Raw genomic sequence first — 25,729 nt, forward strand, 5'->3', positions numbered from 1 at the left:
GGTGAAATGATCGCGGAAATGTGATATGGTTCTTGCATATATTTCGCATTTTTCATTGGTGCCAACGTGTTACGGCCATTTTTCTATCTGTGTTCCGCCGGCGTCGCCTTGCAGGCCTGCAGCCCGGTCGGCCCCGATTACACCGAACCCCGGATCGAGCTTCCCGCCACCTTCGTGAACGGCGGTTCGACGGCGTTGCAGGACGCCTCGCGCACGGTCTGGTGGAGCAGCTTCAGCGACGCGCTTCTCAACGACCTTGTCGAGATCGGGCTGGCGCAGAACCTCGACATCCGCACCGCGACCGAGCGCATCCGCGCCGCGCGCGCCAACATCGACCGCTTCGGCATCCCCGAGCAGTTCGACGGCGGCATCGCCGCCGAGGCGCGGCGGATCGATACGCCGGGCGGCCCCATCATCGAACAAAGTGGCGGCACGGCCGACGCGTTCTTCGTCTTCGATCTGTTCGGGCGCTTCACCCGATCGCGCCAGGGCGCGGTGGCCGATCTCGAGGCGGTGCAGTTCGACGCGGGCACCGTGCGGCTGGCCTTCCTTGCCGAGGTGATCGACGCCTACAACGAGGCGCGCTACTATCAGGCCGCAGCCGGCATCACGCGCCAGTCGATCGCCAGCCGGCGCCAGACGCTTGACCTTGTGCAGCGCCGCGCCGACGCGGGCGAGGCGACCGCGCTGGAACTGGCGCAGGCGCGCTCGCTTCTGGCGACGGCCGAGGCAAGCCTGCCGATCCTCATCGGGCGCTACGAGGAAAATGTCTTCCGCATCGCGACGCTGGTCGCGCAGCCGGCCGCGCTGGTGAAAAGCCGCATGGACCCCGCGCGCGGCCAGTTGCGCCCGCGCGGTGGAACCGCGACCGGCATTCCCGCCGACATCCTGCGCAACCGTCCCGACGTGCGCGCGGCCGAACGCAGCTTCGCCGCCGCGACCGCGACCGTTGGCGTGGCCGAGGCCGAGACGCTGCCGGCGCTGTCGCTCAGCGGCTTCATCGCGATCGGCACCAACGACACCTGGAGCTTCGGCCCGACGCTGTTCGCGCCGATCCTGAACCAGCCCCGGTTGCAGGCGAACCGCCGGGTGGCGGAATCGAACGCGCGCCAGGCCGAACTGATCTGGCGCAGCGCGGTGCTGAACGCGGTGCAGGACACGCAGACGGCGCTGGCGCTGACCCGGCAGTGGCAGAACCAGGTGGCCGCCTTCGGCCGTGCGGTCACGGCCTCGACCGAGGTGCTCGACCTGTCGACGCGGGCCTATGACGTAGGCGCGACGACCCTTCTTGACGTCATGGACGCCGAGCGGGTGATCTTCGAGAACCGCCTGTCGCAGGCCAACGCCATCCGCAACTGGACGTCGAGCTATGTCCAGCTTCAGGTCGGCACCGGGAAGGGCTGGCTTGTCGGCGTGAACGAGATCTACGTGGTCGATCGCCGGACGCGTTCCACGAACTGAGGCGGGGCTTGCGACGTCACGCGAAGGGCAGGGGACAAGCCCCGGTCATTGTTCGCGAAACGCGCGTGACATGCTGTCGGCGACTGGCTTGACGATATACTGGGCAAAGGTCCGCTCGGCGGTCTGGATCATCACCTCGGCGGGCATCCCCGGTGTCGGCGCGAAGCCCCGGACGCGGGCCAGTTCGTCAGCGGGAAGCGACACCCGCACGATGTAGACTTCGCGCGGGGTGCCCTCGGCGGCCTCGGTGATCGCGTCGGCCGAGATGTAGTCGACCGTCCCGTTCAGCACCGGCGTGGTCCGCGCGTTCAGGGCCGACAGACGCACCACGGCGTTCTGGCCAAGATGCACCGCGTCGACGTCGTTGCGGCGGATCAGCGCCTCGACGATCAGCGGCGCGTCGGCGGGCAGGATCTCGGCGATCGGCTTGCCGGTCTCGATCACGCCGCCAGAGGTGAAATAGTGCATCCGCACCACGGTGCCCGACACCGGCGCGGTCACGTCCGAGCGTACCAGCACGCTTTCGGCCTTGCGGTATTTCTCGCGCACGCTTTCAAGCTCGGCCTGGATCACCTGCAACTCGTCCAGCGCCGTCTCGCGGTACAGGCTGCGCGCCTTGGCGATCTGGGTCTGGAACTGAAGCCGCATCTCCTCGATCTCGTTCACCTGCGCCTCGAGCCGGCCGATCTGGCCCTGCGCCTCGACCACGGCGCGGTGCAGGGCGTTGACTTCGGACTGCCGGATCAGGCCGTCCTTGAAGAGGGTCGACTTGGTCTCGAACTCCTCGGTCAGAAGCTCGACCAGCTTCAGGTGCGACTTGAGTTGCGTCTGATACCCCTCCGACCGGATGTCGAGGGCGTTCATGTTGCGCTCGAGCAGGGCGATGTCGTTCTCAAGCGCCGATTTCGCGCTTTCGAAGGCGATCCGCTGGCCGTCGAGGATCGGCCCGATCTCGGGGTCCTGCCAGGCCTGCTCGAGCAGGGCTTCGGAAAAGCGGATATCGCCGATGCCGTTGTATTCGGCCAGAAGCCGCGTCGCCGTCGCCTCGAGCCGGGCCTTGCGGATGCCAAGCTCGCGCCGGTTGGCAAGGGCCGCCGTCTGGTCAAGCCGCAGCAGCACGTCGCCGGCGGCGACCTCGTCGCCTTCGCTGACGAGGATCTCCGAGATGATCCCGCCCTCGAGGTGCTGGACGATCTTGTTGCGCCCGGTGGCCACGAAGCTGCCCTGGGCGATGACGGCTGCCGCAAGGGGCGCGCCGAAGGCCCAGACGCCGAAACCGCCGAAGGCCAGCACCATGAGCGAGAGGCCGAAGATCACCTGCCGGCGGATCGAGCGCGGCACATCGCGGTACCATTCGCCGGGGTCGGGCAGGGACGGGGGCGCGGGCGGCGCGACGGGCAGGGACCTGGTCATGGCGTCAGGCGTCTCCGATGGGTTTGGGGGGCATGGACTTGCGCGTCGCGGCATCTTCGCGGATGCGCTGGAGCACGACGTCGCGGGTGCCGAACAGCGCCACCGATCCGTCGGTCAGCAGCATGATCTTGTCGACCACGTCCAGAAGCGCGGGCTTCTGGGTGATGACGACGACGGTGATGCGGTTGTCCTTGGCGTGCTGGATCGCGCGCGCCAGCGCCCTGTCGCCGGCGGTGTCGAGGTTCGAGTTGGGTTCGTCCAGAACGATCATGCGGGGGTTGCCGAAGAAGGCGCGTGCCAGCGCGATGCGCTGCTTCTGGCCGCCCGACAGCGGCGAGCCATCGGATGCGACCACGGTTTCATAGCCTTGCGGCAGGCTTGCGATCATCTCGTGGACGTCGGCAAGCCGCGCGGCCTCGTAGATCTGGGCGTCGGTGGCGTCGTGCCGCATCCGGCCGATGTTGTCCTTGATCGTGCCGGGAAAGAGCTGCACGTCCTGCGGCAGGTAGCCGATGTTCTCGCCGAACTGGCGTGGGTCCCAGTTGCGCAGGTCCATCAGGTCAAGCCGGACATTGCCCGAAGTGGGCAGGATCGAGCCCACCAGCATCTTGCCCAGCGTCGTCTTACCGGCGCCCGAGTTGCCGATGACCGCCAGCGTCTCGCCTGGGTTGAGGTGGAAGCTGAGGCCGTTCAGCACGACCTGCTTGGTGCCCTGCGGGACATAAAGCAGCCGCTCGACGTCAAGCCGCCCCTCGGGGCGGGGCAGGCGCAGCTTTTCGAATTGCAGCTTCGAGCCGCGCAGCAGCGACGAGATCCGGTCATAGGCGCCGCGGGTCAGCACAAAGGCGTTCCAGCCCTCGATCGACCCTTCGATCGGCGCAAGCGCCCGGCCCGCGATGATCGAGGCGGCGATCACCATTCCGCCGGTCAGTTCGCCCTGCAGCGCAAGATAGGCGCCCCAGCCCAGCATCGCGATCTGCGTCAGCAGCCGGACCGCGCGCGAGGCCGCCGCCGAGACGATGTTGCGGTCCTGCGCCTGCACCTGCGCGGTCAGCGAGGCGGCCGTGTCGCGGCCCCAGATCGCCACCGCCTCGGGGATCATGGCCAGCGCGTTGATGATCTGGCTGTTTCTCGACATCGAATCGAGGTGCATGTTGGCCTTGGCCTGGGCGACGTTGGCGCGTGCGAAGGGCGCGGCAGTGGCGCGCTGGTTGATCACGGCGATCACCAGAAGCAGCAGCGAGGTGACGATGACGATCATCCCGAGGTCGGGGTGGACAAGGAAGATCGCCAGGATGAAGAGCGGCGTGAACGGCACGTCGAGAAACGAGATCAGCGTGCCCGAAACGATGAAGCTGCGCAGTTGCTGCAGGTCGCCCAGCGTCTGATACTCGCGCCCCGACCCGTGCAGAGAGGCCGCGGCTGCGGCGCTCAGGATCGGCGTGCCAAGCTGGGCCGCCACCTCGACCGCGGTGCGCATCAGGATGAAGCGCCGCACGGCGTCGAACACGGCCTGAAGGATCACCGCCCCCGCGATGACGATGGTCAGCATGATCAGCGTGTCGATCGAGCGGCTGGTGAAGACCCGGTCGGAGATCTGGAAAAGATAGATCGGGATGGCAAGGATCAGCAGGTTCGTCGCGCAGGTCAGCGCCATGACGAACATCAGGTTCGACCGGACCGCCGTCATCCCCTCGCGCAGCGATTTCGAGAAGTCCTGCGGCCCGATCCGCTTGTGAAAGCCCGGCCCGCGGCCGCCCCCGCCGCCGCCGCCGGGGGCATCGGGCGGGGGCGGGGGGGCGGCGCGAACCGGTTCGTTGGCGCGGCCTTCCAGCGTGACGCCGATCCGGCCCGTCGGGGCGGGGTCGGCGCGCGCTTCGGGTTCGGGCCGGGGCACGGCCTTCTCCCTTTCCCGGTCTCGGGCCGCGGGATCGGGGCGCGCGTCGCTGCGGGGGGCTGTGTCCGCCCGCGTTTCGGCGACCTCGTCCTCGGGCCGCAGCACCAGGCGCGAGGACCGGAAGGCGGGATTTGGCGGGGTCGCGCGGCCGGCTTCGAACGCGGGACCGGCCGGATCGCTGGACAGGGGGTCGGGGATATCTTTCACCGGGCTACTCGCACTTCTGAAAAGGGCTCAGGCGGTCATCGTCTGCATCACGTCGAGGGTCGGTCCGACGGTCGAGCTTTCGTCGATCGCGCCGGCGTCGTCGAAGGCCTTGGCGATCTGTGTGCTCAGCATGTCGTCGGCCAGAAAGGCCACGGCTTCCGAGGCCAGCGACGCGATGTTGACGCCCGTCGGCATGGCATCGGTGTCGATCAGACCGGCCTGGTAGAGCACCGCATCCTCATAGACCGTGCCCTGCGTCATGATGGTGGAGTCGAGGCCCGCCGTCTGGATCTTCACGAGATTGGCCAGCGCGTTCGCCCCGGTCGAGACCGAGACCGACGCGCCCTCGATCATGGCGGAGACCGCGTCGGCGGCCATGTGGACCTGATCCTGGTCGCCAAGGTAGTTGACCTGTTCGATCACGTTGATCTGCGTCAGGTCGCCCTTGATATGCAGGGCGCGCAGGGTCTCGAATCCGGTGAACAGCTCGTTCTCGGCCACCTCGCGGGCGAGATCGCCGGTGCCGGCGGCCATGTCGCGCAGCGCGTCGGCGAAGGCCTTCGCCATCTCGGCGTGGGTGTCGATGCCGTCCTTCAGGATCTCGGCCTTGTTGAAGGCAAGGTTGTCGTCGCCCGACAGCGCCGCGTCGGCAAGACCCGCGCCGCTGAAGGCATCGTCGTCGAGAAGGACGTTCGTCTGGCTCACGAGGTTCAGCGTCACCATCGAGCCGCCGACCAGGATCAGGTCGTAGCCGAAGCCGAATTCGTTGGCGGCAAGCAGGTTGAAGACCTGGTTCTCGCCGGCCACGATCGTGGTCGAGGCGGCGGTGAAGGTCAGGTCCAGCCGGTCGTTGTCGGTGACGAAGCTGTGCTGCGAGATGTGGTTGGCCAGCAGGACGTCGCCCGAGATGGTCTTGACGTTCCAGGTCGCGGGCAGGATCGCGCCGCCGACCTCCGAAGGACGCTGAAACGTCGCCTCGCGCGTCTCGATCTGGGCCGCGTTGACCGCCTTGCTTGCTGAAGTCCCCGGCACGGCAAGGCCGTTCACGCTGTCGCGGTCCATCAGCACGTTGACCTGCGAGACCGCGTCAAGCGTCACCACGTCGCCGGCCACCGCGATCACGGGCGCGTCGATCCAGTTGGTATAGATGGCCGCGACGTTCGTCATCTCGTTGCCGCCCGCGGTCACGCTGTGCAGCGCCGCGTCGCCGTGGGGCGGCGTCTCGTCCCGGCCAAGGTCGCGCAGGTCGCGTTCGTGCAGGAACAGGATGTCCTTGTCGGCCCGGGCGTCGCTGCGCGCCGCCTGCCACGCGGCGTCGTCCGAGTCTTGCCCTGCGCCTTGGCCCGTGCCCTGGCCCGCACCTGACCCCGCCTCGTCGTCGATCCCGTATTTGCGGGCCAGATAGGCGGGAAGCAGGTCGTCGCGCATCGGCAGTTCGGCGCTATCCTCGAGGCCGTCCCCGCCCTCGAGGCCATCGTCCTCCAGCGCCGTGCCGTCGACGATCGGGCCGGTTGCCGCGTCGCCGCGCAAAAGCACGGCCACAAGGCCGTCGGCCTGCGGCGCCTCGACGGTCTGAAGCGTCTGGAAGAATTCGACGGCGGCCTCGGGGTCGGCGATCACCGCCCCGGTCAGCCCGTCAAGCGACCACGGCGTGAAGGTCCGTGCAAGCGCGATCGCCTGCGCGAGGAGCACCTCGTAGACGGCGGGATCGACGAAGCCGGCCGCTTCCGGGTCGCCGTAAAGGTCGTTGTCCGACAGCCGGATCGTCTGCAGCGTGACGGTCGCCAGCGATGACGGCGTCGGCACATAAGGCAGCAGCGAATAGCCGGCGCCGCGGTCGTCGCCGGGCACCTCGCCCGGCGGAGAAAGCGCCACGAAGTCCAGCGCCGGCATCTGCAAGGCGGGCGCGGGCGGGGCCGGGGGGCTGGCGATGCCCTGGCCCAGCACCGGGTCCTTCGCGCCCGGCAGGGGCCCCGTGTCGGGATCGTAGTCGCCCAGCCGGTGGGGCGCGTCGAACCGGACCGGCGCGAACTCCTGGCGCGCGTCGTCCTCGGCCTTGCGTTCGGATGCCTTGAAGCTCTGGTATTCGGTTCGAAGCCTGGCTTCCTCGGTCGCCAGCTCGAAAAGACCGACGAAATGGGCGATGGAGTCTGTGATCGGATCGAGGCTCATCGGGTCGCCGTATCCCTGGCTTCATCTTCACATCGGGGCGCGGGATGTCGCTGTCCCCGGAACAGGATGCCGGGGCCGCGTTGGCGGCCCCGGCGGTTGGTCGTGTCAGACGTCGTTGCTGTCGTCGCCGACCACGGTCGAGCTCATCGAGCCGCCGACCACGGTCATGTCGACCGAGTTGCCCAGCACGTTGGCCCCCAGGATGATGTCCTGGTTGAAGGCCATCGTGTCGACAACCGCCGCGGCCGAGGCATAGGACTCGCCGGTGACATAGCCGTCGTCACCGTTGTTCGAACCCCAGGTCCCGGCATCGGCATAGCCGCCCGCGCCGTTCATGGCGTCGCCGCCCATGCCGCCCATGACGTCGCCGACATCGGCGCCGCCGCCGGTCGCCGTGCCGCCCATGGCGTCACCGGTCGACCCGCCCGTCGCCGAGGCCGTGCCTCCGGCGCCGCCCATGCCGCTGGTCGCGGTGTTGGAGCCGCCCGAGTTGGTCCCGCCGGTGCCGTAGGCGTCCTGGGTCGAGTCCGCGGCCCCGCCGTAGCCGGCGATCGCCTCGGCCATGCTGTCCGCGGACCCGTCGGTGAACGAATCCGAGAACACGTCGGCATAGCCGCCCGCCCCCGACGCCGCGTCGGCGTTGGCTTCGCCGTTCACGTCGTTGTCGGCGTTCGACATGCCATCGGCCGCCCCGCCATTGCCGCTGTCGGCCGTGGCGCTCGAGGTGCCGTCGACATCGCTGCTGGCCGAGGACGAGCCGTCGGTCATGCCGGTGTCGCCGCTGTCGGCGCCGGCATCGGCCGTGCCGTCGGCGCTGGCCGTGCCGTCGGCCGAGCCATCACCGCCCGCGCCGCCGGTTCCCGCCGCGTTGGCGTCGCCGGCGCCGTCGCCGTCAGCCGTCGCGTCGGAGCGCGCGTCGTTGGTGCCGCCGGTTCCCGCGGTGGCCACCGGATCGGTCATGCCGGTTCCGGTCGCCGTGGCGGTGCCTTTGCCATCGCCGCCGGCACCCGCGCCGCCGTCGCCGCCGGCGGCATTGCCACCGTCGCCGTCGCCGCCGCCCGCACCGTCGCCAGCGCCGCCGTCACCGCCGGGTCCCTTGGCGGAGGAGTCGGCATCGCCGCTTCCGTCGCCGCCGGCGTCTGCGTTGCCTTCGGTCGTCGGATCGCCGCCGGTCTTGGCATCGGACGCGCTGTCGGCGTTGGCCTCGTCGGCCTCGGCTTCGGCTTCGGTCTCGCTCAGGAAGCCAAGCCCGGTGATGGCACCGGCCGCGGCACCCGAAGCGGCGTTCGCGTCGCCCGAGCTGCTGTCGGCGTCGTTGTTGCTGCGGGCGTCGTTGTCGGTGCTGGCGTCGTTGTCGCTCGACCCGGTTCCGGTCGCCGTCGACGCGGCGCTTCCGTTGCCGCCGTCTCCGCCGTCGCCGTCACCGCCGTCGCCGCCTTCACCTTCGCCGCCGTCGCCACCGTCGCCGTCGCCGCCGTCACCGCCGTCGCCGTCGTTGTCGGTGCTGGCAAGTCCGCCACCAAGGCCAAGTCCGATCGCACCGGCGTCGCCGCCGTTTGCGTCTTCGGCGTCGGCTTCCGACCCGGCCAGGCCTGCCCCGATACCGACGCCGATCGCGCCGGTGTCGCCGTTGTCGCCACCGTCGGCGTCGCCATCGGCTTCGGTCTCGGCCTTGCTTTCGACGTCGGCATCGGCATCGGCATCGCCGCTGTCGCCGCCGTCGGCATCGCCGCTGCTGTCGGTCTCGGTCTTGCTTTCGACCTCGCTCTCGGCATCGGTGTCGCCGCTGTCGCCGGCTTCGGTGTCGACCGTGCTTTCGGCCTTGATGTCACCATCGTTGGCGTCGCTTTCGGCGTCGGCATCACCGGTGTCGCCACCATTGCCCTCGGTCGAGTTCTCGGTCTCGGCTTCGGTCTTGGTGTCGGTCTCGGCCTTGGCGTCGCCGCCGTCGCCACCGTCGGTATCGCCTTCGGTCTTGGCGCTCCCGAAGCCCATGGCCTCGCCTTCGGCCTTGGCGTCGCCGGTGTCGCCACCGCTGCCGCCGTCGGCCTTGACGTCGTCGTTGTCGCCGCTTTCGCCGCCCTTGGCCATCGCCATGCCGCCCATGGCATGACCGCCCTTGGCGTCGCCGCCGTTGGCATCGGCATTGCTGCCGCCGGCGCCGCCGTCTGCGGCGGCCTTGATGCCTTCTTCGGCATGGGCCGAGCCGCCCGTGGCATTGCCGCTCTGGCTGAAGCTGCCTGCGTTCGTCACCGAGGCGGTGCCAAGGTGATCGTTGTCGATCAGGCTTGCGGCCTGGACGTTGACGATGCCGGTGTCGTTGCCTTCGCCGTTCAGCGCATCCGTGAGGATGTCGCCGAAGTTGACGTCGTCACCGGGGTCATAGTCCATGTCGCCCTGCGAGGTGACGACATCGTTGACCTCGCTGCCGTGCGACACGTCCACGTCGACGAAGTCGTCGTCCGACCACGGCATCTCGCCGTTGCCGATGTCGATGTCGATCGAGTTCGAGTTCGAGTTGTCGTTGCTGTCGTCACCACCGTTCGTCTGCTGGTTGGACGAGGTTTGCTGCTGCTTCTGGTCCTGATCCTGATCCTGGTCCTGTTTCTGGTCCTGATCCTGATCCTGTTTCTGGTCCTGTTCGTTCTCGTTCTTGTTCTCGGACTGCTGCTGCTGCTTTTGCTGCTGCATGTTCATGTCGATGTCGGCTTTCTCGACCTCGACTTCCTCGATGTTGACGTCGAGTTCCTTGACGTTGACGTCGTCGATCATGAACTGGTTGTTCTGCGTACTGCGATGATCTTTGCTCATCGTTCACTTCCCATGATGGGCCGGCGACGCCGCAGCTCATCTACAACGCGGTCGTTCGCAGGCGGTTTCGATTGGAATGTCGGGATTGCTCCGAAGCGTCGGTGCGCGCGCATCTTCTGCGCCTTGCCGTGACTGCCCGGAGTTCTGTGTCCGAGTGCAGCACCTCCCTTCCATACGCGTCCCGACAGGATCGCCCGGGTCGCCTTCGCGGCCGGACGTTGCCCCGGGAATGCGGGGCAGTCGGAACAGGGTCTAATCAGGTCTCACCACACGCCCTGGAATGCGGGCGTTGGGGGAAGTGTCCGGCGCATCGGGGCGTGCGGATAGCCGGAAAAACGGTTAGCCGCGCCCAAGTGACTGAAACACCGTCAGCAATTCCCGGTGGCGGCAGGCATGCCGTCGGGCAGGTGCACAACTCTTGGGCGCGCAATCACCAGGCCCGCCGATTCTGGCTAGTCCCTTTGGTGCGGTCCCCGGCGGCGGCGCGGAAAGCCGGGTCGAACCCTGATCGAAGGTCTAGCCCGTTCGTGCTGCAAGGGCCCGATTCCAGCGATTTGTTGGATTCGGTCACGGGCTGTGGTATTCATTCCGTGCTGCTTTTTTAGAGACTTTTCTGTACCGGGATCCTTCCGTCGGCTCGACGGCAAAGCGATTGACCAAAGGCTGATGGACGAGAATCCCCTGATTGCCAGTGGGGGACACTGTGACCTACCATTCCAACAGCGCCGACGCCGGCGACACTGTTCGCTTCTCTGCCATTTCTGCTTCCAGGACCGATGCGCGGTACACGCGCAGTCCGCTGATCGTCTTCATCGGCAATTGCGTCGTCTTCTCGGACAGGCTTCTGCGCCTTGTTGAGGCCGAGTTCGACGCGGTGAGTGTCCTGCGGCTTGGCGACGCCGACGAGCTTGACGCACTCGATCCCGACCTGCGGCGCGCCGTTCAGATGATCGTCATCGACGAGGCGCACCTCGACTGTCTGCCGCTCCTCTTGGCCGAGTCCCTTCCCGGGCTTGTCCATCCGCGCTGGGTGCTGGCCTACCGGACGACCGACGAGGCGCGCCGCCTTCTTGGGGCCCTGGGCGAGGGGCGGCCGGTGGGGTTCCTGCCGATGAAGGTCGCGCTCGACGCGTGGCTGGCGGCGCTTCGGCTTCTGTCTCTGGGCGAGGACTTCCTGCCGGGCGAACTTCTGGACGCGCCGCCGCCCGGCCATGTGCCGCAACCGCTGGTGGCCCCGACGCAGGCACCGACGCTGGCCCCATCGCAGGTCCCGCCGCGCGGCCCGGGGCCGGCGGCCGCCGCGACCCCGATCGACACGCTGACCGGGCGCGAGGCCGAGATCCTCGATCTTGTTGCCCGGGGACGCCGCAACAAGGCCATCGCGCGCGAACTGGGCCTGTCGGAACATACCGTCAAGCTTCACGTGCACCACATCTTCGGCAAGCTGGGCGTCCGCAACCGAACCTCGGCCACGCACTTGTACCTGTCGCGCGCGTCCGGGATCGCGGCGGGCGCGCCCGGCAGGGGCGGATCATGACGCCCGCCGGCCGACACCCGGCCACCGGAGGGGCCACGCCTGCGGCCGCGCCGCCTGCGCCCCAGCCGGCCGCATCGCCCGCGACGCAACCGGCGTTCGAGCGCTTCCTGTTGCTTCTGGGGCGGCTCAACTACAGCTGGACCAATACCGAAAGCCTGCTGATCCACCTGATCGCGGGGCTTGCGCGCACCGACAAGGAGACGGCGGTCGTGCTGTTTCTCACACTCAACACCACCCGCGCGCGCATCGACCTGGTGGACCGTCTGGCCAAGCTTGACCGCGTGGCCCCGCCCGAGCGCGAGGCAGTGCTGGCGCTGACCCGGCGGATGCTGCGGCTGGCGGGGCTTCGCAACACGCTCAACCACTGCATCTACGCCTTCGATGCCGAAAGCGGCGATCTGTCGACGATCCGGATGCGGGTGGCCGACCGGCGCAAGGAGATCCGGATGGGCGAACGTGCGGCGCTGGACGCCGGCACCTTGCGCGACATCGAGGTGTCGCTGTCCGAGATCGCCCAGCTCAACAACGATATCTGGAGACATATCAAGGCCTTCGGCTATCCCGCCTGAGCGTGGGACGGCCGGCTGAACGGGAGGACGCGATGACCATGCCCGCCGATGCCCCGCCGCAGAGCCCGTTTCTTTCGTCGGACCCGCAGTTCGACTACTGGAGCGCCGCGCATCGGCTGGCCTATGAGCAGGTCGACTTCGCGCTGAACAGCGGGCTTCTGTTCGCGGCGTTTACCGGCGACACAGGGGCAGGCAAGACCACCGTCATGCGCCAGGCCGTGGCGCTGGCGCAGGGCCGCAGGCTTCTGGGGGTGCTGGCGCCGGACGACGGGCTTGCCCGGGCGCCGGCGCGCGCGATCCTTGCCGCCTTCGGCGCCGATCCCGGACCGGGCGACGACGACCGTCAGACCGCGCGGCTGGCGCGCAGCCTGGCCGAGGTGCGCGATGCGCACGGGCTGGCCACGCTGGTCGTCGACGACGCGCAGGCGCTGGGACCCGCGGCACTTGCGCGCCTTGTCGCGCTGTCGGGGATCGAGGCGGCCGAGGGGCCGCTTTTCCGGCTGATGCTGGTCGGGCGTCCCGAGATCGAGGCGCGTCTGGCGGCCGAACTGCCCGGCGTGATGGGGCCGCTCGTGCGTCTTGAAGCGATGTCGCGCGAAGATACAGCGGGGTTCGTGCGGCATCGGATGGCCGTGGGCGGCCTGGCTGCACCCCGCTTCGCGGCGGCGGCGCTCGAGGCGGTTCACGAAGCGACCGGGGGAAATCCGCTGCGCGTCAACCTTCTGTGCCTTTTCTGCCTGGACGAAGCCTGGGAGCGGGGGGTGGACACCATCGACGCCACGCTCGTGCGCGACTGCGACGTGGCGCCCGAGGCGGTCCTGGGCCCGCCCGATTTCGCGGTGCGCGGCCTCTCCGTGGCGGTGCCGGCCTGACCGGTCAGATCGTCACGGCGGCCAGCAGACGCTCGCGGTCGGCGGTCGCGGTGTCGGTGCGGAAGCTGACCTCGCCCCGTGTCATCACGGTGACGGTGTCGGCCAGCCCCACGGCGAAGTCGAAGAACTGTTCGACCAGGACGATGGCGATCTCGCCTTCCTCGCGCAGAAGCCCGATCACGTCGCCGATCTGCTTGATGATGTTGGGCTGGATGCCTTCTGTGGGCTCGTCCAGAAGCAGGACCCTGGGCCGCGTGACCAGCGCGCGGGCGATGGCGAGCTGCTGTTGCTGGCCGCCCGACAGGTCGCCGCCCCGACGGTGCAGGAAGTCCTTCAGGATCGGGAACAGGTCGAAGATCCGCCCGGGCACGGTGCGGTCGCCGGGCGGCAGGCAGGCGAAGCCCGTCTCGAGGTTCTCGGCCACGGTCAGAAGCGGGAAAATCTCGCGCCCCTGCGGCACATAGGCGATGCCGGCGCGCGCAGCCGAGAAGGGCGATGGGTGGCCAAGGTCGGTGCCGTCAAGGCTGATCGAGCCCTTCGTGAAGGGATGGCGACCGGAAATGGCCTTGAGCAGGCTCGTCTTGCCGACGCCGTTCGTGCCCATGACCACGGTCACGGCGCCGCGGCGCGCGGTCAGGTCGACCCCGTGCAGGATCTGGCTTTGCCCGTAGCGCAGGGTCAGGTTCTTCACGTCCAGCATCGCTCAGCGCCCCAGGTAGACGTCGATGACGTCCTTGTTGGCGGATACGTGATCCAGGCTGCCTTCGGCCAGGACTGATCCTTCGTGCAGCACCGTCACCTTGCAGTCGAGACGGCGGACGAACTCCATGTCGTGCTCGACGACGACGACGGCGCGGGTCTGGGCCGCGCGCTTGAGCAGGTCGGTGGTGTGCTCACGCTCGGACGGCGTCATGCCTGCCGCTGGCTCGTCCACCAGCAACAGCCGCGGGTCCTGGGCCAGGAGCATCCCGATCTCAAGCCATTGTTTCTGTCCGTGCGACAATTCCCCCGCCATGCGGGTCAGCTGGTCGGAGAGGCCGATCTCGTCGGCGATCTCCTCGATCCGCTGCGCGCCTTGGGCGGTCTTGCGGTAGAACAGGACGTCGAACGGCCCGCGCGGGTTTCTCAGCGCAAGCGCGAGGTTCTCGCGCACGGTCTGCGCCTCGAAGACGGTGGGCTTCTGGAACTTGCGCCCGATGCCTTCGCGCGCGATCTGGCTTTCGGACATCGACAGAAGCGACACGCCCCTGTCGCCCCACATCACGCGGCCCTCGTCGGGCTTCGTCTTGCCGGTGATGATGTCCATGAAGGTGGTCTTGCCCGCGCCGTTCGGCCCGATCACCGCGCGCAACTCGGGCTCGCCGATCTGGATCGACAGGTTGTTGATCGCGCGGAACCCGTCGAAGCTGACCGAGACGCCGGAGACTTCGAGAAGCGTGCTCATGCCGGGCCCTCCTCCTGGCGCAGGGCGCCCTTGTCGGGGCCATAGTCGCCGTCGCGGTCGGGCGCGCGGCGGTCGGCGAACCAGTCGAAGATCCCGCCGATGCCCTTGGGGAAGAACAGCGTCACCGCCACGAAGGTCAGGCCCAGAAGCACCAGCCACCAGTCGGTCCAGCGGATCGTGTAGACGCCAAGGTCGATGTCCGGCGCGCCGCCACCGGTGAACCAGCTGGACAGAAGCGACACGAGCGCCGCCCCGATGACCGCGCCGTAAAGCCGGCCCCGCCCGCCGATGGCGACCCAGACCGCAAGATAGATCGAGGCGATGGGCGCGATCTCGGCGGGGTTGATGATACCGGCCTGCGGGTAGTAGAGCGCCCCGGCGATGCCGGCGACGATGGCCGTGAGCGTAAAGACGAAGAGCTTGAAGCTTTCGACGTGGTAGCCGAGGAAGCGCACCCGCGCCTCGTCGTCGCGGATGCCGCGGATGACCGACCCCATCTTGCCCGACACGACCCAGGCGAAGAGGACATAGCCCAGCCCCAGCGCCAGGGCCGAGGCCCAGAAGAAGACGATCGAGATCACGTCCTGCGAGGTGGCCTCGAACCCGGGGATGTTCTGAAGCCCCGAAAGCCCGTTGTTGCCGCGAAGCCCGCTGTCGTTCTGAAAGAGGTACAGCGCCAGCGCCAGCGTCATCGCCTGGGTCAGGATCGACAGGTAAACGCCGGTCACGCGGCTGCGGAACGCCAGCCAGCCGAAGACCAGCGCCAGAAGCCCCGGCACTGCCACGACCATCAGAAGCTGTAGCGGCAGGCTGTGGGCGAAGCCCCAGAGCCACGGCAGGTCGGACGAGCCCACGACCCCGAAGATCTGCGTGGCGACCGCGCTTTCGACCTCGGCCGGGGTGGGCGGGATGGGCGAGGCGGCCAGGCTTTCGACCACGATGATCTCGGTGCGGGCATACATCAGCCACATGCCGATGGCGTAGCCGCCGATCCCGAAGAAGGCCATGTGGCCCAGGCTGAGGATGCCGCAGTAGCCCCAGACCACGTCCATCGCGATGGCGACGAGGCAGAGGCACAGCGTCTTGCCGAGCGTCTTGACGAAGGAGGTCGAGACAAGGCCCAGCCCCGTCGCCTCGGCCAGCACGGTGACGCCCACGGTGAAAAGCGAAAGCGCGAGCAGGAACCACAGGACCGAGGGGTTTCGGGCGATGAAGCTGCGTCTCATGCCGGGGCTCCGTTCAGGCGGGGCAGGAGGGGCGCTGCCCCTCTGCGCGCGGGGCGCGCGCATTCACCCCGAGGTATTTCGGGCCAGAAGAAGCGCCGTGCGGGGACAGGGGCGGGCGTGGGGGCCGGCATCGTCAGTCCCCCGCCGCGCGGCCCCTGAGGGCGACGATGCCCTTCGGCCGGAACTGGATGAAGAGGATGATGAAGAGGATCATGTAGGTCTGCGCGGCCAGGGTGTTCGAGGGATTGAAGAACTCGATCCCCTTTTGCAGGAAACCGATCAGCGTGGCGCCCGCGAGCGTGCCCCAGACGTTGCCGACGCCGCCCACGACCACGGTCATGAAGCTTTGCACGATGTAGGCCTGCCCCATCTCCGAGGTGACCTGCGCGTAAAGCCCGATCGCCACGCCGGCGATCCCGGCGATGCCCGAGCCCAGGCCGAAGGTCAGCATGTTGATGCGGTCGGGGTTGATGCCCATCGAGGCCGCCATGCCGGGATTCTGCGTCACTGCCCGCACTTCGAGCCCCAGCCGCGTGCGCTTGAGCACGTAAAGGATGAGCGCGAGGAAGATCAGCGACAGCACGAAGATCGCGATGCGGATATAGCTGATCGCGACCACCTCGTTCACGACGAACTGCCCGTCGAGCCAAGCCGGCGCGGTCAGCGGACGGGCCTGGGTGCCGAAGATGTTCTTGGCGAGCTGCTGAAGCGCGATCGAGATGCCGAAGGTGGCCAGAAGCGTCTCGAGCGGGCGCTTGTAGAGCCAGCGGATCACCAGCCGCTCCATCGCGACCCCTGCGCCGAAGGTGACGGCGAAGGCAAGCGGCAGGGCGATCAGGATCGAGAGCGTGTAGTCGGGCACGAAAAGCTGCACGACATAGCCGGTGTAGGCGCCCATCATGATGAACTCGCCATGCGCCATGTTGATCACGCCCATCACGCCGAAGGTGATGGCAAGGCCGATGGCGGCGAGAAAGTAGATCGAGGCGAGAGAGAGCGCGTCGAGCGACAGGTCGAGCGCCTGGTTGACGGCCAGGCGCGCCTCGATCCCGTCGAGCGCGGCCTGCGCGGCCTCGGTGATGGTGCGGTCGGGTTCGGCGTAGAGGATCGCGAAGGCTTCGGACGCGACGCGGTCTTCCTGCGACAGGGCCTGCCCGTCGCCGCCGCCGCTGCCCGACGGGTCCGAGACCGCGCCCGAGGCGAGCAGCGCGAGGTAGGCGCGGTCGCGGGCTTCCTCGTCCGACAGCTCGGCCAGCGGCACGCCGCCCACCGCGCCGTCGACGATGTTGGCGGCCAGCACCGATTTCAGCGTGCCGGGATCGGGAATGTCGGGGGCGCGGCCGTCGGCCACCAGAAGGTCGTAGGCGGCCGCGACCGACAGGTCGTCGGTGCCGGGCTCGAGCATCCGCGCGATGTTCGCGGTCTCGTCGAAGGGACCCGCCACGGGGCCGGTGGTGGCGAGGATCTGGGCCAGAACCGCGCGGCTGTCGACCGAGAGGTCGCCGCCCAGCGCCTCGATCGCCGCGATCCGGTCGTCGAGGGTTTCACCGAAGCGGGCGGTGAGGCGGGTGACGATCAGTTCCTTGCGGGCGCGGATCGCGGCGTCGGGGTCGTCCTCGATCGAGGCCGCGAGGGGTTCGATCTGGTCGGCCGAGGGGCTGCGCAGGATCGCGTCAAGCGCGGCGCTGCGGCGCGCGGGGTCGGGATCGGACAACTGGAACCGCACGAGGGCGGCCGCGATCTCGCGCCGGACGCCGCCGTTGGGGCGGATCTCGCTGAGCTCGGTCGAGGCCGCGCTGCCCGCGGGCTGGCCGGTGTCGATGTCGATGAGCGTTCGCGCCCCGCCGTCGCCGGGTTCGGTGTAGAAGAACAGACCGTCGGCGGTGCGCACCGAGACTTCGCGGTTCTGCCAGCGGTCGAGGAACTCGGGCACCGCGGGCAGTCCCGAGGCCAGCAGCGCCTCGAGCACGACGCCCACGCCCGAGCGGCTGGGGCTGGCGACTTCGGCCTGATGGGTCTGGAGCACGGCCTGAAGGCCGGGAGTGGGGGCGGTGTCCTGGGCGCCCGCGGGGGCGGACAGGGCAAGGCACCAGACCGTGACGGCGGCGAGTAGGGCGCGCAGCATGTTCGGGGGCTTTCCGGGAAGGGGCCGGGAGGGGCTGGAACGCGGTGGGGCGGAGGGGACCGGGCGCGCGTCGCCGCGCGCCCGGCTTCGGCCTCAGTAGTTCGAGGTCAGCTGGACGCAGGACTGCGTCTGGGTGTTGTACATCCCGCAGCCAAGGTCCTTCCAGTCGGACTCGAGCACCGCCGATTCCGGCAGGAAGTCGGTCCAGGCGTCGCCCGGAACCTCGGTGGTCTGGCTGATGATGTCGAACTGGCCGTCGGCGCGGATCTCGCCGATCAGCACGGGCTTCGAGAGGTGGTGGTTCACGCCCATCACCGCCATGCCGCCGGTGAGGTTCGGGAATTCCTGGCCCCACATCGCCGCGCGCACGGCGTCGACGTCGGTGGTGCCGGCCTGGGTCACGGCGTTCACCCACATGTTGAAGCCGATGTAGTGGGCTTCCATCGGGTCGTTGGTCACGCGCGCGGTGTCGCCGATGAACTCGTGCCAGGCGGCGATGAATTCGGCGTTGGCGGGCGTGTCGGCCGACATGAAGTAGTTCCACGCCGCGAGGTGGCCCACGAGGTTCGAGGTGTCGAGGCCCGACAGTTCTTCCTCGCCGACCGAGAAGGCCACGACGGGGATGTCGTCGGCCGAGACGCCGGCGGCGGCCAGTTCCTTGTAGAAGCCGATGTTGGCGTCGCCGTTGATGGTCGAGATCACGCCGACCTGCTTGCCGTCTGCGCCCAGCGCCTGGACGTCAGCCACGATCGTGGCCCAGTCGGAGTGGCCGAAGGGCGTGTAGTTGACGAAGATGTCCTCGGCCGCGATGCCCTTGGACTTCAGATAGCTTTCAAGGATGTTGTTGGTGGTGCGCGGATAGACGTAGTCGGTGCCCAGAAGCGCGAACTTCTCGACGCCAAGTTCTTCGAGGAAGTAGTCGACCGCCGGGATCGCCTGCTGGTTCGGCGCGGCGCCGGTGTAGAAGACGTTCTTCGAGCTTTCCTCGCCCTCGTACTGGACGGGGTAGAACAGCAGGCCGTTGAGTTCCTCGATCACCGGAAGGACCGACTTGCGGCTGACCGAAGTCCAGTTGCCGAACATCACGTCGACCTCGTGGACGGTCAGCAGCTCGCGCGCCTTTTCCGCAAAGAGCGGCCAGTCGGACGCCGGGTCGACGACGACGGCCTCGAGTTCGCAGCCGAGCAGGCCGCCTTTCTTGTTCTGCTGGTCCACGAGCATCAGCATCGTGTCCTTCAGCGTGGTCTCCGAGATGGCCATGGTGCCCGACAGCGAGTGCAGCACGCCCACCTTGATCGGGCAGTCCTGGGCGAAGGCTGCCGCGCCCGAGGCGAGAAGCGCCGTGGCAGACAGCGCGGCAAGCGATTTGACGGAAGTCATCGGATGAAAGTCCCCTTCATAAGCGACGGCGCCCCCGGCCCGCCGCTTGAGCAGGCGGCGTGGAACATGCTACGGGGCAGCCGCAGCGATTGAGTTGCTGCCCGTGCGGCGGACGTTGTTTTTCCAGGACGGCGCCGCCGCGCGGTTATCGAAGGCCGCAAGGCCCGGCCTTCACTATGAAACGGCCGTTTCTGCGGCGCAGCAGGTATTCATCAATCCGTCACGAACTGGGCGCCGGTCTGCTGCTTTCTTGGGCGCATGGGATTTTTCGCACAGGAAATAGGCTGATCTGACTCGGCAGGGGCCCCGCGCCCCGGCCTTCAAGCCGAAGCGCCGATCTTTCGGGCATCCCCGGGGCGCGCCGCGTGCCGGTTGAGCAGAAGAATCGCAAGGATCACCGTGGCCCCTGCGGCCTCGGCCCAGATCGCGGGCCAGAAGACGCCCAGGATCGCCGGAAGAAGGACTGCCCGCTGCCACAGCGGCATGGGGGCGAACAGGAACCCTTCGAGCACGGCCGCGAAGGCCACCAGCGCGAGGATCGCGATCGCGCCGTTCCACAGCAGCAGCGGCAGCGGACCGCCCAGGATGATGACCTCGTTGAAGACCATGAACAGGGGAATGAGGTACAGGCCCTTGGCGAACTTCCAGGCCTGCATGCTTGTCTCCATCGGCTTCGAGCCGGCGATCGCCGCGCCCGCGAAGCCCGCCAAGGCCACCGGGGGCGTGACGTTCGAATCCTGCGAGTACCAGAAGACCACCAGATGCGCGATCAGCAGCGGAATGCCGAAGTCCTCGGTCAGGGCGGGGCCGACGAGGATGATGAGCACGATGTAGGCCGCCGTGACCGGCAGGCCCATGCCCAGCACCAGGCTTGCAAGCAGCACCAGCAGAAGCGCCAGCACGATGTTGCCGCCCGAGAAGGCGATCATCATGGCCGAGAACTTGAGGCCAAGCCCGGTCAGGCCGACCACGCCCACGATGATCCCGGCGACCGCGCAGGCCATCGACACGGCCACCGCGTTGCGCGCCCCGAGTTCAAGCGCGTCGAGCGTCAGCCTGAGACCCCGCAGCGCAAGATGTCCCAACCCGGCGGCGGTGGGCGCGCCCGAGAAAAAGGTCCAGAGCGCCCGCGCCGCCGCCGCGACAAGGATCGACACGATGGCGTAGAAGCCCACGCGCATCGGCGAATAGCCCGCGACCAGAAGCCAGGTCAGCACGACCAGCGGCAGCAGGAAATGCCAGCCTTCGGCCAGCACCTGGCGGACGCGCGGCAATTCGTCTGCCGACATGCCGGTCATGCCCTGCTTCACGGCGGCGATGTGCACCAGCAGATAGACCGCGCCGAAGTAGAGGAAAGCCGGGAAGATCGACACCAGCACGATGTCGACATAGGGCACCCGGGTGAACTCGCTCATCAGGAAGGCGCCGGCACCCATGAGCGGGGGCATGATCTGCCCGCCGGTCGAGGCCGCGGCCTCGATCCCGCCGGCCTGCGCCGGGCGGTAGCCCAGCTTCTTCATCAGCGGGATGGTGAAGGCGCCCGTGGTCACGACGTTGGCGATGGCCGAGCCCGAGATCGACCCCATGCCCGCGCTGGCGATCACGGCGGCCTTCGCGGGGCCGCCGCGCTGGCGGCCGGTCGCCGCATAGGCGAGGTCGATGAAGAACTTGCCCGCGCCGGTGGCCTCGAGGAAGGCCCCGAAGAGGACGAAGATGAAGACGAAGGTCGCGGCGACGCCCAGAGGAATGCCGAAGATGCCCTCGGCGCCCAGCGTCAACTGGCTGGCCAGCCGCTCGACCGAATAGCCGCGGTGGTTCAGGATGCCGGGCATCCAGTCGGCAAGCCAGGGCAGTTCGCCCCGGCTTCCGGCGAAGGCATAGAGGATGAAGAGCGCGCCGATGATCGTCATGCCAAGCCCGACTGCGCGTCGCGCGGCCTCGAGCACGACAAGCGTGGTGACGATTCCGACGGCCACGTCGATGGGGCGAGGAAAGACGGCGTTGGCGATCGCGTCGATGTTCCACGGCACCCAGAAGCCGACCAGCACCCCGCACAGGATCAGGGGGGCGTCGATCGCCCATCCCAGGGCGCCGCGCGGCCGGTCCGGGCCGGTGACCGGAAAGATCAGGAAGCACAGGACAAGGATGAAACCCAGGTGGATCGGGCGCTGGAAGAACAGCCCCAGCGGCTGCACGCCGGCGGCATAAAGCTGGAACAGCGACAAGGCGATGGCCACGACCGTGATCAGGCGCAGCACGAGCCTTGGCTGATGCGGGCTGGCGCGCTGGATCGCCGGGGGGGCGGCCGCAGGCGTGGGCTCGGGGGCGGCATTCGTCATCCGTCGTCCTCGGGCAGAAGGGCGATCCGCACCCGTTCGTGTTCGGCTACCGCCGACAGCGACACGACGCGCGGACCCACCCGGATGCGGTGGTCGACCGCCATGGTGCCGGGGCGCAGCACGTAGGCGTCGCCGGGCACCGGTTCGTCGATGTCGAGGATCCAGTACCCGCCCGCGCCGTCCGACACCTGCCGCCCGCGCCCGGGGATGTGGTCAAGCCCGGCGGCGAAGTCGGGCAGGTGCGCGCGCACCAGAACCATGCGGCCGGCACGGTTCTCGTAGCAGTCGGCGACCTCGAAGCCCTTGACGGAATGACGCCACAGGACGCACCACTCCGCGCCCTCGGGCACGGCCGCGCGCAGAATGACGGCGCCATCCTCGCGCGCGGCGACCAGCGTGCCGGCCGCCGCCGTCAGTGTGGACAGGAGGAGGACGCCAAGCCCCCCTCCAAGCCGCGCGATCACGGGCGCAGGCGGTCCGGGATGGCGGCGCCGATTTCCTCGTAATAGCGGATCGCGCCGGGATGCAGCGGGACGGGCGTGGCGCTCATCGTGAACTCGACGGTGGTCTCGTTCGCCGCCGGATGGACGGCCTGAAGATCGGCGATGTTCTCGAACATCGCCTTGGTGATCGCATAGGCCAGGTCGTCGGGCATGTCGGACGAGGCGACCAGCACGTTCGGCACCCCCAGCACGGCGATGTCGGCGTCGACGCCCGTGTAGGTGCCGCCCGGCAGGGTAGTGACCGCGAAGGTCGCATCGGCCGCCTGGGCTGCGGCCAACTCGGCCTCGCTCAGCGCGATGACGACGATGTTCTGGGTCGTGGCCAGGTTCAGGATCGACGAGGTCGGGGCCCCCACGCTCCAGAAGCCGGCGTCGATGTCGCCGTTGGCAAGCGCGTCGGCGGTTTCGTTGAAGTTGAGCCGCTGCTCGTCGATGTCGTCATAGCTGATGCCGTTCGCGCTCAGGATGGCTTCGGCGTTCACCTCGGTGCCCGATCCGGGCGCCCCGATCGAGACGCGCTTGCCGCGCAGATCCGCGAGCGAGGCGATGCCGCTGCCTTCAAGCGCTACGATCTGCACCATGTTGGCGTAGATCGACGCGAGGCCGCGCACCATCTCGAGCTGTTGCCCCTCGAAGCGGCCGGTGCCGGTCTGGGCCTGGAACACGGTGTCCGCCAGCCCGATGGCAAGATCCGCGTCGCCGGTGGCGATCAGTCCCATGTTCTCGACCGAGGCGCCGGTGACTTCGGCGGTGGCCGAATAGCCTTCGACATGGGCGTTGATCACTTCGGCCAGTCCGCCGCCCATCGGATAGTAGACGCCGCCGGTGCCGCCGGTGGCGATCGACAGCTGTTCCTGAGCGATGGCCGGGGCGGCGGCGACAACCGCGGTCGCGGCAAGGATCTTGAGCATCTTCATGAGTGTCCTCCCAGACGTTTCCGTTGTGTCCAGAGGTTGTAGCCGCCGATCCCCGGAAATCCAACCCATGGATGCCCGATGGGGGCGGGGCGGCGTCCCGCCGCCGGCGTCAGTCGATCAGACCGGCCGCGCGCAGCGCCCGTTCCGCGCTTGGGTGCAGCGGGATGGTCAGGCCCTCGGTCGCCATGATCCGCGCGTCGAGGCGGGCGAAGGCCGGGTGCAGGGCGCGGAACTGGTCAAGCTCGTCAAGGACCGAGTTCACCACAAGCGCGACGATCTCGTCGGGCTGACTGGCGTCGGTGACAAGGACCGCGCCCACGCCGAAGGTTTCGGTGTCGTCGGGGTTGCCGCGATAGAGATCGCCCGGAATGGTGGCGCGGCGGAAATACGGGCGGTCGGCGAGCAGCGCGTCGATCTCGGGTCCGGTCACGTCGACCAGCACCGCGTCGCAGGCCGTGGTCGCCTGCTGCACGCTGGCCGAGGGATGACCGACCAGGACGATCATCGCGTCGATCGTGCCGTCGCACAGCGCCTCGGTCTGTTCGGTGGTGGGAAGTTCGAAGGCGCGGGCGAAATCGCCGGTGGTCCAGCCGAAGGCCTCCATCACCACCTCCATCGTGGCGCGCTGGCCCGAGCCGGTGTTGCCGATGTTGACGCGCTTGCCCTTCAGGTCCTCGAACCCCGCGATGCCGGCGTCGGCCCGGGCGACGACGGTGAAGGGCTCGGGGTGGAGCGCCAGCACCGAGCGCAGCGTGTCAAGGCGCGTCGCGCCGTCCGCCCCGGTCAGGGCGTCGTGGGCCGCGTCCGACTGCACCACCGCGAAGTCGGCCGTGCCGCCGGCGATTGCCGCGATGTTGTCGCGCGAGCCGCCCGTCGCCTCGACCCCGCAGCGCACACCGTGCTCAAGCCGCCCGCGGTTCACGAACCGGCAGATGCCGCCGCCTGCGGGGTAATAGACCCCGGTCACGCCGCCGGTCGCGATGCCGATGAAGGCGCTGTCCTGCGCCGGGACGGGGCTGGCGGCGACGGTCAGGGCGACAAGAGCGGCGGCAATTCGCGTCATCGGAAGGTTCCATGATCGACGGCGACGCGGCGCGCGCCTTCCGCGCCAGTCTGACGCCGCCGGACGCGGGGTCAAGCCCCCGGGCAGGCGGGGCGGCGACCGCGACGCCGACGCGGCCCCTTCGACTTGCGTCCGTTCGTTCCCATCTGGCAGGGAGAGATGGCGCGCGGCCGTCGAAGCGGGAAGGGAAGTGTTCCGGGCATGTGGGTCTGGCTTTCGTTCGTCCTTGCAGGACTTCTTTACGTCGCGGCGGCGGTCTGTGCCTGGCGCGCGATCCGCACCGCGCGCACGCCGCAGGGCGCGGTGGGCTGGGTCGTCTTCCTTCTGGCCGCGCCCTATCTCGGGGTGCCGCTTTTTCTGCTGTTCGGCGACCGCCGCTTTCGCGGCTATATCATCGCGCGCACCGACAGCACCCGCGTGGTCGAGGGGCTCAATCGCTTCGCGGCCACCCATGCGCCGGTGCCGCCGGTGTCGAAGCCGGCGCGCGCGCTCGAGCGGCTGGCCCACATGCCCATCGTGCGGGGCAACGACCTTGAGCTTCTGATCGACGGCGACGCCGCCTTCGAGGCGATACATGCCGCCATCGACGCGGCCGAACACTATGTCCTGGCGCAGTTCTACATCATCCGCGACGACGCCTGCGGCCAGGCCTTCGCCGAGCGGCTGAAGGCGGCGGCGGCACGGGGGGTGCGCGTCCATCTTCTGTTCGACGCGATCGGATCGAACCGGCTTTCGAACCGCTATCTCGACGATCTGCGCGCCGCGGGCGTCGACGCCGTCTATCCCGAGCGCATCCGCGGTCCGAAAAGCCGGCTGGCTCTGAACTTCCGCAACCATCGCAAGACGCTGGTGGTCGACGGGCAGGTGGGCTTCACCGGCGGGATGAACCTTGGCGTCGAGTACCTGGGACAGGACCCCGCCTATGGGCCCTGGCGCGACACGCATGTGCGGTTGACCGGTCCGATCGTGTCGCAGCTGCAGCTTGTCTATCTCGAGGACTGGCACTGGGCCACGCGCGACCTGCCCGAGGATCTGAACTGGGACCCGGTCCGCGCAGAGGCCGACATGAACGCGCTGATCCTTGCCTCGGGCCCCGGCGACCGGACCGAGACGGGGGCGATGTTCTTTCTGAGCATGATCACCGCGGCCGAGGACCGGATCTGGATCGCCTCGCCCTATTTCGTGCCCGACGCCGAGGTGCTGAGCGCGCTCAAGCACGCGGCGTTGCGCGGGGTCGAAGTGCGCATCCTTCTGCCCGAAAGCGCCGATCACTGGCTGACCTGGCTGGCCGCCTTCGCCTATTTCGACGAGGTCGCCGATGCCGGTGTCGAGATCTGGCGCTATGGCGAGGGCTTCATGCACCAGAAGGTGGTTCTGGTCGACGGGGCCATGTTCGCGGTGGGGACGACCAACCTCGACAACCGGTCGTTCCGGCTGAACTTCGAATCGATGGCCATCTTCTTCGATCCCCGCGCCGCCGCGGCGGGCGAGGCGATGCTGGCGGCCGATTTCCAGCGCGCCACGCACCTGCGGCGTCCGCTATCGGCCCAGCCCGCCGCGATCCGCATCGGCGCGCCCATCGCCCGGCTTTTCTCGCCGCTGCTCTAAAACCGTGCCGGGGCGGGGGCGAAGGGACCGGCCGCCGGGAAACCTGGGGAAACGCAATCGCACGGGACACGTCCCGGACCTGCTCCCGGGTCTTGCCCGGGACGCGGCGGACTGGTTGGGGACAGGCCGCCGCGCCGGTCCCTTCACCAGCGATTCTGGCGCAAGGGGCCGCACCCGGGTGTGAC

General features: G+C 68.6%; 18 protein-coding genes. 5 read left to right on the forward strand and 13 right to left on the reverse strand.

Features of this window, described 5'->3' with window-relative positions:
* Positions 1 to 66: 66 nt before the first annotated feature.
* Positions 67 to 1,461, forward strand: coding sequence for an efflux transporter outer membrane subunit (locus tag ACRDNQ_RS05050; RefSeq protein WP_431827541.1), 1,395 nt, complete (start codon positions 67 to 69; stop codon positions 1,459 to 1,461).
* A 45-nt stretch (positions 1,462 to 1,506) separates the two neighbouring features.
* On the opposite strand, the gene ACRDNQ_RS05055 is transcribed toward ACRDNQ_RS05050, so the two are convergent.
* The 4 genes from ACRDNQ_RS05055 to ACRDNQ_RS05070 all read right to left on the reverse strand — a co-directional run bounded on the left by ACRDNQ_RS05055 (position 1,507) and on the right by ACRDNQ_RS05070 (position 9,961).
* Positions 1,507 to 2,874 carry an HlyD family type I secretion periplasmic adaptor subunit gene (locus ACRDNQ_RS05055; RefSeq protein WP_431827542.1) on the reverse strand — a complete coding sequence of 456 codons (1,368 nt, stop codon included), beginning with the start codon at positions 2,872 to 2,874 and terminating at the stop codon, positions 1,507 to 1,509.
* Positions 2,875 to 2,878: 4 nt separating this feature from the next.
* A complete protein-coding gene (locus ACRDNQ_RS05060; RefSeq protein WP_431827543.1) occupies positions 2,879 to 4,978 on the reverse strand; it encodes a type I secretion system permease/ATPase in 2,100 nt (699 codons plus the stop codon).
* 27 nt (positions 4,979 to 5,005) lie between these two features.
* Positions 5,006 to 7,150 carry a hypothetical protein gene (locus tag ACRDNQ_RS05065; protein ID WP_431827544.1) on the reverse strand — a complete coding sequence of 715 codons (2,145 nt, stop codon included), beginning with the start codon at positions 7,148 to 7,150 and terminating at the stop codon, positions 5,006 to 5,008.
* 105 nt (positions 7,151 to 7,255) lie between these two features.
* The gene (locus ACRDNQ_RS05070; protein ID WP_431827545.1) at positions 7,256 to 9,961 is read right to left on the reverse strand and encodes a hypothetical protein; all 2,706 of its coding nucleotides are present in this window, start codon (positions 9,959 to 9,961) and stop codon (positions 7,256 to 7,258) included.
* A gap of 703 nt (positions 9,962 to 10,664) precedes the next feature.
* Here ACRDNQ_RS05070 and ACRDNQ_RS05075 point away from each other — a divergent pair.
* Genes ACRDNQ_RS05075 through ACRDNQ_RS05085 form a run of 3 tightly spaced genes read left to right on the forward strand, consistent with a single transcriptional unit; the run spans position 10,665 to position 12,939 of the window.
* Positions 10,665 to 11,498, forward strand: a complete 834-nt coding sequence (locus tag ACRDNQ_RS05075; RefSeq protein WP_431827546.1) for a helix-turn-helix transcriptional regulator — start codon at positions 10,665 to 10,667, stop codon at positions 11,496 to 11,498.
* Entirely contained in the window at positions 11,495 to 12,067 is a 573-nt protein-coding gene (locus ACRDNQ_RS05080; RefSeq protein WP_431827547.1) for a hypothetical protein, read from the forward strand. Before ACRDNQ_RS05075 ends, ACRDNQ_RS05080 begins: the two co-directional genes overlap by 4 nt.
* Positions 12,068 to 12,099: 32 nt before the next feature.
* Positions 12,100 to 12,939, forward strand: coding sequence for an ExeA family protein (locus ACRDNQ_RS05085; protein ID WP_431827548.1), 840 nt, complete (start codon positions 12,100 to 12,102; stop codon positions 12,937 to 12,939).
* Between the two features lie 4 nt (positions 12,940 to 12,943).
* On the opposite strand, the gene urtE is transcribed toward ACRDNQ_RS05085, so the two are convergent.
* The 9 genes from urtE to ACRDNQ_RS05130 form a co-directional block, all read right to left on the reverse strand.
* The gene (urtE, locus tag ACRDNQ_RS05090) at positions 12,944 to 13,639 is read right to left on the reverse strand and encodes an urea ABC transporter ATP-binding subunit UrtE (RefSeq protein WP_431827549.1); all 696 of its coding nucleotides are present in this window, start codon (positions 13,637 to 13,639) and stop codon (positions 12,944 to 12,946) included.
* Between the two features lie 3 nt (positions 13,640 to 13,642).
* Complete coding sequence (urtD, locus tag ACRDNQ_RS05095) at positions 13,643 to 14,383, reverse strand: urea ABC transporter ATP-binding protein UrtD (protein ID WP_431827550.1); 741 nt, start codon at positions 14,381 to 14,383, stop codon at positions 13,643 to 13,645.
* The gene (gene urtC / locus ACRDNQ_RS05100) at positions 14,380 to 15,609 is read right to left on the reverse strand and encodes an urea ABC transporter permease subunit UrtC (RefSeq protein WP_431827551.1); all 1,230 of its coding nucleotides are present in this window, start codon (positions 15,607 to 15,609) and stop codon (positions 14,380 to 14,382) included. Before urtC ends, urtD begins: the two co-directional genes overlap by 4 nt.
* 133 nt (positions 15,610 to 15,742) lie before the next feature.
* Positions 15,743 to 17,734 (reverse strand): urea ABC transporter permease subunit UrtB, encoded by a 1,992-nt coding sequence (gene urtB / locus ACRDNQ_RS05105; RefSeq protein WP_431827552.1) that lies wholly within the window; start codon positions 17,732 to 17,734, stop codon positions 15,743 to 15,745.
* A 93-nt stretch (positions 17,735 to 17,827) separates the two neighbouring features.
* Complete coding sequence (urtA, locus tag ACRDNQ_RS05110; RefSeq protein WP_431827553.1) at positions 17,828 to 19,114, reverse strand: urea ABC transporter substrate-binding protein; 1,287 nt, start codon at positions 19,112 to 19,114, stop codon at positions 17,828 to 17,830.
* Between the two features lie 320 nt (positions 19,115 to 19,434).
* The gene (locus ACRDNQ_RS05115) at positions 19,435 to 21,453 is read right to left on the reverse strand and encodes a TRAP transporter permease (RefSeq protein WP_431827554.1); all 2,019 of its coding nucleotides are present in this window, start codon (positions 21,451 to 21,453) and stop codon (positions 19,435 to 19,437) included.
* Positions 21,450 to 21,917 (reverse strand): DUF1850 domain-containing protein, encoded by a 468-nt coding sequence (locus tag ACRDNQ_RS05120; protein ID WP_431827555.1) that lies wholly within the window; start codon positions 21,915 to 21,917, stop codon positions 21,450 to 21,452. Before ACRDNQ_RS05120 ends, ACRDNQ_RS05115 begins: the two co-directional genes overlap by 4 nt.
* Complete coding sequence (locus tag ACRDNQ_RS05125; protein ID WP_431827556.1) at positions 21,914 to 22,873, reverse strand: TAXI family TRAP transporter solute-binding subunit; 960 nt, start codon at positions 22,871 to 22,873, stop codon at positions 21,914 to 21,916. The genes ACRDNQ_RS05120 and ACRDNQ_RS05125 overlap by 4 nt, the downstream gene beginning before the upstream one ends.
* A gap of 109 nt (positions 22,874 to 22,982) precedes the next feature.
* Positions 22,983 to 23,936, reverse strand: a complete 954-nt coding sequence (locus ACRDNQ_RS05130) for a TAXI family TRAP transporter solute-binding subunit (RefSeq protein ID WP_431827557.1) — start codon at positions 23,934 to 23,936, stop codon at positions 22,983 to 22,985.
* Between the two features lie 201 nt (positions 23,937 to 24,137).
* On the opposite strand from ACRDNQ_RS05130, the gene cls reads away from it, so the two are divergent.
* Positions 24,138 to 25,544: a cardiolipin synthase gene (gene cls, locus ACRDNQ_RS05135; RefSeq protein ID WP_431827558.1), complete on the forward strand. Its 1,407-nt coding sequence runs from the start codon at positions 24,138 to 24,140 to the stop codon at positions 25,542 to 25,544.
* The last annotated feature ends 185 nt before the right edge of the window (positions 25,545 to 25,729 follow it).

It is taken from the genome of Saliniferula longa (assembly GCF_050789285.1).
In the GTDB taxonomy this organism is placed as follows: Bacteria; Pseudomonadota; Alphaproteobacteria; order Rhodobacterales; family Rhodobacteraceae; genus CAVPWP01.